This is a genomic window from Arthrobacter crystallopoietes (assembly GCF_002849715.1).
In the GTDB taxonomy this organism is placed as follows: Bacteria; Actinomycetota; Actinomycetes; order Actinomycetales; family Micrococcaceae; genus Crystallibacter; species Crystallibacter crystallopoietes.
This window is the reverse complement of sequence record NZ_CP018863.1, coordinates 2,284,456-2,297,708: the sequence shown is the minus strand read 5'-3', so window position 1 is coordinate 2,297,708 and position 13,253 is coordinate 2,284,456. Positions and strand designations below refer to the sequence as shown.

The window sequence follows — 13,253 nt, the reverse complement described above, 5'->3', positions numbered from 1 at the left end:
GGACGCGACCTACCTGCCGGGGCGGCCGAACGACGCCGTCCCGTGGCTCTTTGTTCTGACAAAAGTCTTCCCTCTCCTATAAGCCTGCGAAGTTAGCTGTCGGATTCGAGTAAGAGATAACTCGGCCACAAGACGTGCGGCATCAGCGCGGAAAGCAGCTGGTACCGAAATCAAGCGTGGCTTCACCCCTAGGCAGCTGGGTAGGCTGCCGATGGTGGGTCCTCCGCCCCTGTCAATGCGGGTCGCTGATCCGCTGACAGGGTTCGGCTACGGATCAGGTAACGCCAATGCATCGGCGTCAAGCAACAACTATAAAGGGAAACCCTTCAGAGTAATAATTCCTTTATCCAGACCTGTGGACAATGCGGTTAAGCGTTTCCAGCTGGGACGGTGTCGAACGCCACAAAGATGTGGGCAGCCACCTCGGGCGGCAGTTCGAGGGCGCCCTCGATCCCCGGAACACGTACTGAGATGTATTCGCCGACGGATTCCAGCTGCAGCTTGGCCCCGGGTTTCAGGCCGCCTTCATCAAGCTGGAGGAGCAACTCCGGCTCCACTTGGATCGGCTCGGCCAGCCGGATAATGGTCACGGTGTCCGACGGCTGGTACTTCCGCATGGCCTCTGTGAGATTAACAACACCGTTAATGAACTGCTCAGCAGGCTTTCCGCCCAAGGCCTCGAGCCCCGGGATGGGATTGCCGTAGGGCGACTCGGTTGGTTTGCCCAGCAGCTCATAGAGGCGCTGCTCCACGCGCTCGCTCATCACATGCTCCCACCGGCACGCTTCGTCGTGGACATAAGCCCAGTCCAGACCGATGACATCCGCAAGGAGCCGTTCGGCCAGCCGGTGTTTGCGCATCACCTCGGTGGCGCGGCGCCGGCCGTTCTCCGTAAGCTCCAGGTGTCGGTCTCCGGAGACAACAACCAGCCCGTCACGCTCCATCCGCCCCACGGTCTGGGAAACGGTAGGTCCGGAATGGCGCAGGCGCTCCGCAATGCGGGCCCGCAGGGCAACGATGTTCTCTTCTTCCAACTCGAGAATGGTCCGAAGGTACATCTCGGTTGTGTCGATGAGATCAGTCACTGGAATTCTTGCTCCTCAGCGCAGGTGGCGGGATAGATCCGAAAGCCGACGCACCGGCGTCGTGGTCCCCCAACAAGGTTATCTTGTTTGCCACAGGTGCCGATAATCCCGTGTTTGCACCAAGCGCAGGACAAATTACGGGACGCGACGGGGACAAGTCCATTATGCGAAATATGCGCGTCTCAAGTATCGGACGACGGGGCGGCTGCGACAGAATGTGAGGAGGTTCAAAGGCGAACTGTCTAGAGATCCCCGTAAGCCCGCCAGGAAGAAGCCTCTATGAGCGACCACCAGTCAATAAGCATTCCCGCAGACCTGCTCCCCCGCGACGGTCGTTTCGGTGCCGGGCCGTCCAAGATCCGCTCCGAACAGATCGACGCGGTCGTGGCGGCCGGCCGGGATCTGCTGGGCACCTCCCACCGCCAGGCCCCGGTCAAGAACCTTGTGGGCAGCGTGCGCGAGGGTCTTCAGACGTTCTTCCAGGCTCCCGAGGGCTATGAAGTCATCCTCGGCCTCGGCGGGGCCACTGCTTTCTGGGACGTTGCAACTTTCGGCCTGGTCGAGAACAAGGCGCAGCACCTCTCCTTCGGAGAATTCAGCTCCAAGTTTGCCTCGGCCACGAACAAGGCCCCCTTCCTGGCGGAATCCTCCATCATTAAGGCGGAGACCGGCTCCCTGCCCAGCCCGAAGGCGGAAGCCGGCGTAGACGTCTACGCCTGGGCGCAGAACGAAACCTCCACCGGCGTCGCCGCTCCGGTCAAGCGCGTGGCCGGCGCGGACGAAGGGTCGCTGGTACTCGTCGACGCCACCTCCGCCGCCGGCGGGCTGCACGTAGACGTCTCCGAGAGCGACGTTTACTACTTCTCGCCGCAGAAAAACTTCGCGTCCGACGGCGGTATCTGGCTGGGCCTGTTCTCCCCTGCAGCGCTGGAACGCGCCGAAAAGATCGGCGGCACCGACCGCTGGATCCCGGACTTCCTCAACCTGCAGACGGCGATCGACAACTCGCTGAAGAACCAGACCTACAACACGCCGGCGCTGACCACACTGGTGACACTGAACAACCAGATCGAGTGGCTCAATGGCAACGGCGGCCTGGAGTTCGCCGCCAAGCGCACGGCCGATTCCGCCGGCCGCGTCTACAGCTGGGCCGAAGCATCCGACGTCGCAACGCCCTATGTGGTCAATCCCGAGCACCGGTCGAACGTCATTGCCACGGTGGACTTCGATGACTCGGTCGATGCCGCCGCGGTCGCCAAGGTCCTGCGTGCCAACGGCGTGGTGGATGTTGAGCCGTACCGCAAGCTCGGCCGCAACCAGCTGCGCATCGCCACCTTCGTCGCGATCGAGCCGGAGGACGTCAGTGCCCTGCTCAACTGCGTGGACTACGTGATTGAGCAGCTGAACGGCTGATTCCTGCCAAGTGCAACACGAGGCGCCCTGGTTTTCCCAGGGTGCCTCGTTGTTTGTGTTGCGCGGGCGCTGGCAAGGGTTCGGGCCTCAGGCCTGGAAGATACCTTTCAACGGCCGCGCCGTGGCTCAGGCAGCCTACGGCTGTTGCTGCAGATAAGTAATGCGCAGCTTCCGTTTGGCAGTGCGGTCGAACTGGAAACGCATTTGCTTGGCGCGCCATGCCCAGATGAAACCGACCAGTGCCGCGGCCAGTCCGGCAAGCGCCCCCACGCCCAGGCCCCACCGGGGCCCGAATACATCGGTGACGGCGCCGACGATGGGAGCACCGATCGGGGTTCCGCCCATGAAAATCGCCATATACAGGGCCATCACCCGTCCACGCATCACCTGGTCCGTGTTGGTCTGCACGTAGGCGTTCGCACTGGTCATGATGGTCAGCGCGGAGACCCCGATGGGCACGAGGGCCAGGCCGAACAACCAGGCGTTGGGTGCCAAGGCTGCCGCCGTGCAGGCGACCGCGAAGGCTGCAGCGGCTCCGAAAATGAACCGCAGCCGGGGCCGGTCGCGGCGTGCAGCGAGCAGTGACCCCATGACCGAACCGACGGCCATGACGGACGACAGCAGACCGAAGTCGCCGGCGTGCCCGCCGAATTCGGTCCGGGCCATGGCTGCAATATAGATGGCGAAGTTCAGTCCGAAGGTTCCGATGATGAAGATCGCCGTCATGACGACCATCAGGTCCGGCCGGTGCCGCACATAGCGGAACCCCTCGCGGATCCTGCCCTTGCCCTTGGCAGCCTTGGGCAGCGAACGCAGCTCGCTGCCGCGGATCACCAGCAGTGCGGCGATCATCGCACCGAACGTTGCCGCGTTGATCAGGAAAACCCAGCCAGGCCCGACGGCGACCGTGAGCACGCCCGAAACGGCCGGCCCCACCATGCGGGCCAGGTTGAAGGAAGTGCTGTTCAGCGCGACGGCGTTGGGCAGGAAGTCATCGCGGACGAGCTCCGAGACAAAGGTCTGCCGGGCGGGGGCATCCACGGAGGACACCATGCCCAGGGCCAGGGCGAAGGCGTAGACGTGCCAGAGCTCCACAACGCCCGTGATCACCATGATGCCCAGCCCAAGGCCCAGCAGTGCCATGGAAATCTGGGTGATCATGAGCAGGTGGCGCCGGTTGAAACTGTCCGCGATCAGTCCCGACCATGGAGCCATGAGCAGCTGCGGACCGAGCTGAAGCGCCATGACGATGCCCATGGCAGCAGCGTCCTGCTTGGTCAGGATGTCGTAGACCAGCCAGTCCTGGGCGGTCCGCTGCATCCAGGTGCCTATGTTGGAGACGATCGCCCCCACAAACCAGATGCGGTAGTTGAAGAACTGCAGCGAACGGAACATCTATACAGGCGCTCCTTTCTGCCGCAGGATTCACATGGCCGCGGATGGTTTAGGCGGTTGCCTCCGGGTACGGGGTGGTCTCAGGTGCCTCGAGGTGGACCCCGGCTGTCTCCGGTCCGGCCTCAGCTGCCTCCGCATTAGCCTCAGCTGTCGCCGCGTCCGAGCCGAGCTCGTCCGCAACAGGTTCGTCAGCCGAGGTCTCCGATGACGAGGGCTCAAGCACTGCGTCCGCTGAGTCTGTGTTCTCCGAAGTTGCGGAGTCAGGAGTTGAGGCTTCCGAGGTTGCTGGAGTTGAACGATCCGGGTCGGCCGATGCTTGATCAGCAGATCCGTCCACGGCGGCTGGAGCGGCAGCTTCGCCTACCCGGCCAGCTTCGGCTGCGCCATCGGCGTCGTTCACGGCTTCGTCCGCGGCCTGCCCGGCGCCGTCGTTGTTTTCGCCGTCGTTGTTTTCGTCCGCGATGCTCTCGGCTTCCGCGGCGGCCTCTTCCGGACGGACCCGCTCGGCCCACGGAACCCAGTCCGGCGCCAGCAACGACTTCTCCGAGGGCAGCAGGCCGATTTCGCAGACCGTGATCTCCTTGCTCCGCGGTGCGCGCGCCAGCGAGGCGAACCACTGCCAGCCGATGTAGCCGGGGAGTTTGGATTCGAACCGGTGGACCACCAGGCGCTCGGCTTCCGCCACCACACCCACATGGTCGCCGACCTGTTCCGCCGGGGCCATCTCGAGCACGCCCTGACGGGCACGGTCCACGGCAGCGGCCAGCAGCGCATCCAGTTTGGCGGGCCGCTTGGCAGCGGGCCGGCGTCGGACCGGAGCAGGGCTTTCCGCGGCGGTGTCTACTGTTGGTTCCACTGCAGATTCCGTTTCTGTCTCAGCGCTGCTCATGTATGGACTCCGCCGGCTCAGACGTCCAGCTGATCCGCGACGTGGCGCAGCACGGCAGCGACCTTGGCCGAGTGCGCCTTGTCGGGATAGCGGCCCTTGCGGAGCCCGTTGGAGATGTCGTCGAGCAGCTTGATGAGGTCCTCGGTGATGACGGCCATGTCTTCTGCCGGCTTCCGGACGGCCTTCGCGACCGACGGCTTGGCATCGATGATGCGGGCAGACAGGGCCTGCGCTCCACGGCGTCCCTCGGCTACGCCGAACTCCATACGGGTACCGGCCTTGACCTCGGTGACACCGGCCGGAAGGGCGGAGGCGTGCAGGAACACTTCCTGGCCCTCATCCGTGGCCAGGAATCCAAAACCTTTTTCCGTGTCAAACCATTTGACCTTGCCGATGGGCACTTCAGTTACCTCGTTCTACGATTCCGTGCAGGGTAATCGCCCGCTGCTGCGCTTTCCATGTCCCGTGCAGGTTCCGGCGCCAGCGATCTGTGCTGCCTGTACGGTAACCATAGACGGGGAAGTCTCTATCTAGATTAGCCTGTTCCGACAGCCGTCCCGGACTTTGCCGGCAACATGTCCGCTGTTAGCGTTATCTGCATGTCCGCCCCTGTTCCGTCGTCCAGTCCCGCGGCCCGCCCGGAGACGGGCAGGCTGCTGATCGCCCTGGTGACGATTGCCGCCGTCGTATCCCTCGCGGGACTTGCCAGCCTGACCGTGATCCTGGTCAGCGCCCTTTTCGGGAACGAAGCCTGGCCCGGCTTCCTGGCCATCGCCTGGACCGGTTTTCCCGTGGCGTTCCTATTGATGGGCTTCCTGATCCTGCGCAGCATCAGGCGCCGGCGCAACCTCTGATCGTGCCCGGGCGCTGATACCCGCGCCTTCTGGCCAGCTGCGGGACTTGCCGGGCGGGGTAACGTTAATCTGATGTCCTCCATCCGTGCGTTGGCCGATGATTTGGCTGCCCGCAGCGATAATCAGCTGCGGGCGCTGCTGAGCGCCCGCCCGGATTTGTGCCTGCCGCCGGTGCCGGATTTTCCCGCTCTGGCCGCGCGGGCTTGCACCAGAATCAGTTTGCAGCGGGCGCTGGAGAAACTCTCCCGGCCGGAGCTGGACCTGCTCGAAACGATCGTCCTGACCACCGACGTCGACGCCGGCACAGGCATTGGCGCAGACGCCCTCAAACCGCTGCTCGTCCCTGCGCCGGACACCACTATGCGGCAGCCCGGCAACACTGCCGAGCAGCAGCTGGACGCTTACCTCGCCAGGCTGCACTCGCTGGGCCTGCTGGTGCCGGTTTCTGCCGAAGCGGACCAGCCGGCGGGATTCCTGCCGGTGGCCAGCCTGCCTGACGTGCTTGGTCCTTATCCGGCCGGTCTGGGCCGCACCTATGCGAAGCTAGCCGCCGCCAACGCCGAGGCGGGCGAACGGATGGTCGCCGTCGTCGCTGCGCTCAGGGGTGCGGGATACCTGCTGCCCGCCGTGGCCGAGGGTGTCGACAGTGATACGGGGTCGTCTCCGGCGGACAAGGCTTCCGCGGCTGCCCGCGCCCTGGAAGCCTGGCTCTCCGCTCCCGGCACCTGGGAGGCGCTGCTGGCTGAGGCGCCGCCGAAGACCGGCGAGCTGCTAGAGCGGTTCCGCCGCTCGCCGGTGGGCACGGTCCCCCAGGCGCTCCGGAATCTGCCAGTGCACGACGGCGGGGCCTCGCCGGTGGAGTGGCTGCTGGCCCGCGGCCTGCTGGTGCCGGTGGATGCAAGCCACGTTGAGCTGCCTCGCGCCGCCGGGATCGCGGCCCGCGGCGGCGCCCTGATCAACCCCTGGCAAACCGCGGCCCCCGGACTCGGGACGGATGAGGAAGCCGCAAGTTCCGGCACGGGGACAGCGCGGACGGTGCGGGCCAGCCTTCGCGACAATGCCGCCTACTCCGCCGTCGCCGAGACTTTGCGGCTGGTCTCCGAGCTCCTGGTGCTCGCGGACACGACGCCGGTGGCAACCCTGCGCGCCGGCGGTGTCGGCGTGAGGGAAATCAAGCGGTTGGCGGATGAGCTACGCATCGACACCGGCGAGGTGGCCTGGCTGCTCGAGCTGACTGCCGCGGCCGGGCTGCTCACCTTGGACGTGGATACCAGCAAGTGGAGGACCAACGACGCCGGCACTTACGCCACGCTCGACCGTCACCATCAGTGGCTGCTGCTGGCCACGGCCTGGCTGGCACTCGACCGCGCGCCCGCGCTGGTGGGCTCCCCGGCCCAGCCTGGTTCCCGGCCGGGTTCCCAGCCAAGTGTGCGGCCGGACTCCCGGCCGGACGCGGCGAAGTCCGGCATTAATGCCCTCGCCGCGGAAGCGTCGCGTCCCGACGCACCCGCCGTCCGCCGTCGTTTGCTTGATGCCCTCGCCGAACTCTCCGTCCCGGTTGGCGACGGCACATCGGTGGCGGCCCCGGCGGAGTCCCTGGTGACCGATTACCTCTGCTGGCACCAGCCGCGGCTCTGTCGCCGTTTCGAGCGTTTGGTTCCGGGCATGCTGGTCGAGGCCGCGCGGCTGGGCCTGCTCGGCTCCGGCGCATTGACCGAGCTGGGTGCCGCACTGGCCGCCGACGAGCCGGAAGAGGCCGCGGAGCTGCTGGATCGGCAGTTGCCGGAACCACTGAGCCACTTCCTGCTGCAGGCGGATCTCACTGCCGTGGCCCCGGGGTACCTGGAGCCGGCCGTGAACCGCGAACTCGCGCTGCTTTCCACCGCCGAGGGGCAAGGTCCGGCCGCCATCTACCGGTTCTCCGCGGATTCCGTCCGCCGTGCCTTGGACGCGGGGCAGGACGCCGAGGGCATCCTCGCCTTCCTGACCCGCCACTCGGCCACGGAGGTGCCGCAGCCCCTGCGCTACCTTGTCGAAGACACCGCCGCTCGGCATGGTGCCGTCCGGGTGGGCAGCATGTCCGCCTATTTGCGCAGCCAGGACCTCGAACTCCTGGACGCGCTGCTGGCGGATCCGCGGGCCGCGCCGCTGGGGCTGCGGAGGCTGGCGCCCACCGTGCTGGCGTCGAAGTCGAGCGCCCGCGAACTGCTGCACACCCTGCGCGAGCTCGGCTACTCCCCCGCACCGGATAAGGACGACGACGGCGTTGCCCTCACCGCTGCGGGTAGCACCGACGGCGCGGCGGGTAGTAGCCCTGCGCAAGGTGGGATGACCCGAGGAGCCGGCAGCGCGCCGTCGTCGTTCCCGGTCCGGACCAATCCCTGGCTGCTCACGGACGAAGACCTGCAGGCCCAGCTGGACCGGTTGCGCGGAGCGGGCACGCCGGCCAAGTCCGCCGCCGGCGCCGAAGCCGAACCGCTGCTGGCCTTGGAAACCCTGCGCAAGGCGATCCGGCTCAAGCGGCCGGTGCGGATCGGGATTGTGGAGCCCAACGGAACCCACCGGCACGAAGTGCTGCAGCCGCTCTCTGTGGGCGGCGGTCGGCTGCGCGTTTTCGACGCCGAGCGAGACAGCGAGCGCGTGGTCTCGATCCACCGCGTGATGGACATCGAGCTGGCCGACGAGGCCGGCGGCAAGAACAGGAGTACCACCGATGGCTGACGGGCCACTGATCGTCCAGAGCGACAAGACCATCCTGCTGGAGGTGGATCACGGGCAGGCCACCGAGGCGCGCCACGCCATCGCCGCCTTCGCCGAACTCGAGCGCGCGCCGGAGCATATGCACAGCTACCGGATCACGCCGCTGGGCCTGTGGAATGCGCGCGCGGCGGGCTTGGATGCCGAACAGGTGCTGGACACTTTGCTGCAGTATTCGCGCTTCCCCGTGCCGCACGCGCTGCTGATCGACATCGAAGAGACGATGTCCCGGTACGGGCGGCTGCGGCTGGAAAAGGACCCGCAGCACGGGCTGGTGCTGCGCACCGACGACTACCCGGTGCTTGAGGAAGTCATGCACGCCAAGAAGATCCAGCCATTGCTCGGCCCGCGGATCGACGGCGAGACCACCGTGGTGCATTCCTCGCAGCGCGGCCAGCTCAAGCAGTTGCTGCTCAAGCTCGGCTGGCCCGCCGAGGATCTCGCCGGCTACGTGGACGGCACGCCGCATCCGATCGCGCTGGAGGAAAACGGCTGGAAGCTCCGCCCGTACCAGCAGGTTGCTACGGAGAACTTCTGGGCGGGTGGTTCCGGCGTCGTCGTTCTTCCCTGCGGTGCGGGCAAAACGCTGGTAGGCGCCGCGGCGATGGCCACGAGCCAGACCACCACGCTGATCCTGGTGACCAACACGGTCTCCGCGCGGCAGTGGAAGGACGAGCTGCTCAAGCGCACCACGCTCACCGAGGACGAGATCGGCGAGTACTCGGGCTCGCTCAAGGAAGTGCGCCCGGTAACCATCGCGACGTACCAAGTGCTTACGCTGCGTCGCGGCGGGCTCTATCCACACCTGGAGCTGGTGGACAACAATGACTGGGGCCTGATCATCTACGACGAGGTGCACCTGCTCCCGGCGCCGATCTTCCGGATGACCGCGGATCTACAGGCCCGGCGGCGGCTCGGTCTCACGGCGACGCTGGTGCGCGAGGACGGCCGCGAGGGCGAGGTGTTCTCGCTGATCGGCCCCAAGCGCTACGACGCCCCGTGGAAGGACATCGAGGCGCAGGGCTACATCGCGCCGGCGGACTGCGTGGAGGTGCGGGTGGATCTGCCGCGCGACGAGCGTACGGCGTATGCAATGGCCGACGACGCCGACAAGTACCGTCTCTGTGCGACGTCCGATACCAAGAACGCCGTGGTGGAACGGCTGGTGGCCCACCACAAGGGCGAGCAGCTGCTGGTGATCGGGCAGTACATCGACCAGCTGGACGAGCTCGCCGAACGGCTGGACGCGCCGCTGATCAAGGGCGAGACCTCGGTGAAGGAACGCCAGCGGCTCTTCGACGAGTTCCGCTCCGGCTCGCTGCACACCCTGGTGGTCTCCAAGGTGGCGAACTTCTCGATCGACCTGCCCGAGGCCGCGGTGGCGATCCAGGTTTCCGGTTCGTTCGGATCCCGGCAGGAGGAAGCCCAGCGGCTGGGCCGGCTGCTGCGGCCCAAGTCGGACGGCCGGGCCGCGCGGTTCTACACCGTGGTGGCGCGGGAGACGCTGGACCAGGACTTTGCCGCCAAACGCCAGCGCTTCCTTGCCGAACAGGGCTACGCCTACACCATTCTCGACGCCAAAGATATAGGTAAGACGGGGAGCTGAGCCGGTCCTAAGACGCCGTCGGGGCGTAGAATTTCAGCCATCCAAACCAGTGGGGAGGCCGCCGTGGACGCTGAAAAAGTTGTCGCCGAGCATTACGGGAAGCCGGATCTGGAGAATGCCATCCTCGCGGGGGTAGCCGCCGTCGGCCTCGATCCGGACCATTTCGAGCCGGATGATCTGGCCGCGGTGGACCACTTCCATGTCGGCGGTGCCGAAGCTGCCGAAAACGTGGCCCGCGGTGCCGGCATCGGCAGCGGCATGCGGGTTTTGGACATCGGCTCGGGCATCGGCGGACCGGCACGCCTGTTCGCGCACCGGTTCGGCGCCACAGTACACGGCGTGGATCTCACTCCGTCCTTCGTGGCCACGGCCCAATCCCTGACCCGACGCTGCGGCCTGAGCGGCCAGGTCAGTTTCTCCCAGGCCAGCGGCCTGGACCTCCCCTTCAGCGACGGCGAATTCGACGCCGCAACCATGATGCACGTCGGCATGAATGTCGAACACAAGGACGCCTTGTTCCGGGAAGTGCACCGCGTGCTCAGGCACGGCGGGGTCTTCGCTGTCTACGACATCATGGTCACCGGGGAGGGCGAACCGCAGTTTCCCCTGCCATGGGCCGCCAACGCAGAAACGTCCTTCCTCCGTTCGCCCCTGGACTATGAACGGGAGCTGGAGGAAGCCGGTTTCGCGGTGACCGGCGAGCGCAACCGGCACGGCTTTGCGTTGGAATTCCTGACCCGTGCACAGGCCCGGCTGGCTGACAACGATCCTCGGCTGGCCGGGATGCAGATGGTGCTAGGGCCGGAAGGACTGGTCCGGATGGGACATCTGGCCCAAGCGATCCGCGCGGGAACGCTCGCTCCGGTAGAAATTTTCAGCCAGCGGGATGGGGTCTGAGGACCAGATGCCCAAGGCCCCGTTGGCACAATAGGAGGCCCCCGCCGTCGTTATTCCTTACGGCTGGGTAACGGCTGGCACCGGGCCGGCACCCAAGATATGTACAGACAACTCCCAGAATCTGTGAGCATACTGAAAAGCGTGAAGAAAAACGAACCTGAAGCAAAACTGCTCGTAGTTGACGACGAACCGAACATTCGGGAACTTCTTTCAACCTCCCTGCGCTTTGCCGGGTTCGAAGTTGTTGCCGCCGCAAACGGCCGTGACGCCCTCGCCGCTGCTGAGGAACACAACCCTGACCTCGCGGTGCTGGATGTCATGCTGCCGGATATGGACGGGTTCACCGTGACCCGCCGGTTGCGCGCGGCCGGTCGCCACTTCCCGGTCGTCTTCCTCACGGCCCGCGATGACACCGATGACAAAGTCACCGGCCTGACCGTCGGTGGCGACGACTATGTCACCAAGCCGTTCAGCCTGGACGAGGTGGTGGCCCGGATCCGTGCCGTGCTGCGCCGAACCCAGCCGCTGCTCGAAGACGACGCCGTCATCCAGGTTGACGACCTGGAACTCGACGACGATGCGCACGAAGTCCGCCGGGGCGGACTGGTCATCGACCTCTCCCCCACCGAATTCAAGCTGCTGCGCTACCTGATGCTGAACCCGAACCGCGTGCTGTCCAAGGCGCAGATCCTGGATCACGTCTGGGAGTATGACTTTAACGGCGACGCGTCCATCGTGGAGTCCTACATCTCCTACCTGCGCCGGAAGATCGACGCCAATCCCGAGGCTCCGGCACTCATTCAGACCAAGCGTGGTGTGGGGTACCTGCTGCGCACAGCAGAAAAGCGCTGACAGTGATCCAACGGTGGAAGTCGGTCTCGCTTCGCACACAGTTGGTTGCGATCATCTGTGTGCTGATGGCCGCTACCATCGCACTGACGTCGGCGCTGACTATCCATTTCCTGAGAAACGACCTCGTCAACCGATTGGACGAAACGCTCAAGGCTAATGCCGGAAGCATGAGTATCGCACTGTTGTCCCCTTCAGGGGCAGTTCCGCTCGGAGACTACCACGGGCTGATGCTTCTTCCTAATGGCGGCATTGCCAAGGAAACTCCTCAGACCAGTGAAGATGTTCCCGCCCTTCAAAAATGGACGTATGCCGACGTGCGTCAACAAGGGGGAGAGTTTTGGTACACCGTCGAAAGCAAGGATCCGGACCGTCCTCATTGGCGAGCCTACGTATATACCCTGCAAAATCAACTCGGCACGGTGACGATTGCGGCCTCGTATGAGGAGGTGGAAACAACGGTCGAGACGGCCACGGCGCTGAGTCTTCTGCTCGGATTGTTCGCGACGGCGGCGGCGTCCATCATCGCCTGGTTGGCAATCACGCGAGCGTTTAAACCCCTGAGCACAGTCGAAAAAACTGCAGCAGCCATCGCCGCCGGGGATCTGACCCGCCGTGTCGAAGTGCGTAACCCGAACACGGAGATCGGCAAGCTTTCCAGTTCGCTCAACGCTATGCTCGCCCACATCGAAACCGCCTTCGCCGGCCGCGCAGCTTCCGAAAAGCGGATGCGGCAGTTCGTCGCGGACGCTTCCCACGAACTGCGCACCCCTCTGGTGACCATCCGCGGTTTCTCCGAGCTCTACCGCCACGGGGCCTTGCAGACCCAGGACGACGTCGGCGCGGCCATGGGCAGGATCGAGAGCGAGGCCACCCGAATGGGCCAGCTCGTGGAAGACCTCCTCACGCTCGCGCGCGTGGACGAAGCCCGTCCGTTGGAGGCAAAGCCATTGGACCTGCTGCTGCTCGGAAACGATGCGGCCATGGACGCCCGCGCAAGCGCTCCGGACCGGGACATCAAAGTCATCGGGCTCGACGGTGCCGGGGCCCAGCCTGCGCCGATCGTTGGGGACGAAGGCAGACTGCGTCAGGTCGTCGCCAACCTGATGACCAATGCACTTCGCTACACGCCTGAGGGATCGCCCATCGAAATCGCGGTCGGTGTTGAACCGGTCATCGACGACAAGAAGGACTCCGTGATCGAGGTCCGCGACCATGGTCCCGGGATATCGGAGGAAGAAGCGGCCAGGGTGTTCGAACGCTTCTACCGCGCGGATTCCTCACGCTACCGCGAGACCGGCGGTACCGGACTTGGCCTGGCCATCGTCGCGGCACTGGTCGCCCAGCATGACGGCACGGTGCGATTGCTCGACACGGAAGGCGGCGGGGCGACCATGTCCATACGGATTCCCTATGAGCCAGCGCCCGACGACGACCGCAGCGTCTTCGAATACAACTGATTCAGGGGCTGCGACATTTGCCCCTGGACCGGGGGAAGCCGTAATAGC

11 protein-coding genes and 1 riboswitch are annotated in these 13,253 nt (G+C 65.4%); of the genes, 7 read left to right on the top strand and 4 right to left on the bottom strand.

The genetic code is table 11. The annotated features are described in order from the left end of the window. Positions 1-66: 66 nt before the first annotated feature. A riboswitch (cyclic di-AMP (ydaO/yuaA leader) is annotated at positions 67-279 on the bottom strand. A gap of 89 nt (positions 280-368) precedes the next feature. Further along, the gene (locus AC20117_RS10770) at positions 369-1,085 is read right to left on the bottom strand and encodes an iron-dependent transcriptional repressor DtxR (RefSeq protein ID WP_074699735.1); all 717 of its coding nucleotides are present in this window, start codon (positions 1,083-1,085) and stop codon (positions 369-371) included. Positions 1,086-1,364: 279 nt separating this feature from the next. On the opposite strand from AC20117_RS10770, the gene serC reads away from it, so the two are divergent. After that, positions 1,365-2,498, top strand: a complete 1,134-nt coding sequence (serC, locus tag AC20117_RS10765) for a phosphoserine transaminase (protein ID WP_074699736.1) — start codon at positions 1,365-1,367, stop codon at positions 2,496-2,498. Positions 2,499-2,633: 135 nt separating this feature from the next. On the opposite strand, the gene AC20117_RS10760 is transcribed toward serC, so the two are convergent. Genes AC20117_RS10760 through AC20117_RS10750 form a run of 3 tightly spaced genes read right to left on the bottom strand, consistent with a single transcriptional unit; the run spans position 2,634 to position 5,183 of the window. Continuing rightward, positions 2,634-3,893 (bottom strand): MFS transporter, encoded by a 1,260-nt coding sequence (locus AC20117_RS10760; RefSeq protein WP_074699737.1) that lies wholly within the window; start codon positions 3,891-3,893, stop codon positions 2,634-2,636. 49 nt (positions 3,894-3,942) lie between these two features. Next, a complete protein-coding gene (locus AC20117_RS10755) occupies positions 3,943-4,749 on the bottom strand; it encodes a DUF3027 domain-containing protein (protein WP_236777504.1) in 807 nt (268 codons plus the stop codon). 50 nt (positions 4,750-4,799) lie between these two features. Then, positions 4,800-5,183 carry a cold-shock protein gene (locus AC20117_RS10750; protein WP_074699739.1) on the bottom strand — a complete coding sequence of 128 codons (384 nt, stop codon included), beginning with the start codon at positions 5,181-5,183 and terminating at the stop codon, positions 4,800-4,802. 198 nt (positions 5,184-5,381) lie between these two features. Between AC20117_RS10750 and AC20117_RS10745 the strand changes: the two genes are divergently transcribed. The 6 genes from AC20117_RS10745 to AC20117_RS10720 all read left to right on the top strand — a co-directional run bounded on the left by AC20117_RS10745 (position 5,382) and on the right by AC20117_RS10720 (position 13,205). Next, positions 5,382-5,636, top strand: coding sequence for a hypothetical protein (locus tag AC20117_RS10745; protein ID WP_101632579.1), 255 nt, complete (start codon positions 5,382-5,384; stop codon positions 5,634-5,636). 72 nt (positions 5,637-5,708) lie between these two features. After that, the gene (locus AC20117_RS10740) at positions 5,709-8,357 is read left to right on the top strand and encodes a helicase-associated domain-containing protein (RefSeq protein ID WP_074699741.1); all 2,649 of its coding nucleotides are present in this window, start codon (positions 5,709-5,711) and stop codon (positions 8,355-8,357) included. Then, on the top strand, positions 8,350-9,999 hold the full coding sequence (locus tag AC20117_RS10735) for a DNA repair helicase XPB (protein WP_074699742.1): 1,650 nt from the start codon (positions 8,350-8,352) through the stop codon (positions 9,997-9,999). Before AC20117_RS10740 ends, AC20117_RS10735 begins: the two co-directional genes overlap by 8 nt. A 63-nt stretch (positions 10,000-10,062) precedes the next feature. Beyond that, positions 10,063-10,896 (top strand): class I SAM-dependent methyltransferase, encoded by an 834-nt coding sequence (locus tag AC20117_RS10730; RefSeq protein ID WP_074699743.1) that lies wholly within the window; start codon positions 10,063-10,065, stop codon positions 10,894-10,896. A 141-nt stretch (positions 10,897-11,037) separates the two neighbouring features. Continuing rightward, positions 11,038-11,748 carry a response regulator transcription factor gene (locus AC20117_RS10725; protein ID WP_074699744.1) on the top strand — a complete coding sequence of 237 codons (711 nt, stop codon included), beginning with the start codon at positions 11,038-11,040 and terminating at the stop codon, positions 11,746-11,748. Positions 11,749-11,813: 65 nt separating this feature from the next. Beyond that, positions 11,814-13,205 carry a sensor histidine kinase gene (locus tag AC20117_RS10720; protein ID WP_170064959.1) on the top strand — a complete coding sequence of 464 codons (1,392 nt, stop codon included), beginning with the start codon at positions 11,814-11,816 and terminating at the stop codon, positions 13,203-13,205. Positions 13,206-13,253: the final 48 nt, after the last annotated feature.